The following is a 424-nucleotide window of genomic DNA, read 5'->3' on the forward strand; positions in this document are numbered from 1 at the left end:
GCCAGTCGTCGCAACGCCGACTCCGGTATCGAGCACCCCGACCTCCGCGCCGGTCGCCTGCTACAACACCTGGTCGAGTACCGGCGTCTACACCGGTGGTCAGCGCGTGACCTTCCAGGGCGTGAACTACGAGGCCCGTTGGTGGACCCAGGGCGATAACCCGACCCAATCGGGCGAGTGGGGCGTGTGGAAGAACATCGGTAACTGCGGTGGTCCGCAGGCAACGCCGACCCCCGTCACTGCAACCCCGACGCCCAAGCCGGCCACCCCGACGCCGGTGACCAGCACACCGACCCCGGTGACGCCATCGCCCACCCCGGCTCCGGTCACACCGACCCCGGTGACGCCGACGCCGAACACCGGCCTGCCCAAGCACGCCCTGATCGGCTACTGGCACAACTTCACCAACCCGTCGGGCCCGACC

At 69.6% G+C, this 424-nt stretch carries 1 protein-coding gene; it reads left to right on the plus strand.

Annotation, left to right across the window (positions count from 1 at the left end):
- On the plus strand, positions 1-424 hold a 424-nt coding region (locus NLI84_RS18515), incomplete at both ends, for a carbohydrate-binding protein (RefSeq protein WP_255992310.1).

This window comes from Chitinolyticbacter albus (assembly GCF_024437655.1).
GTDB classification, from domain to species: Bacteria; Pseudomonadota; Gammaproteobacteria; order Burkholderiales; family Chitinibacteraceae; genus Chitinolyticbacter; species Chitinolyticbacter albus.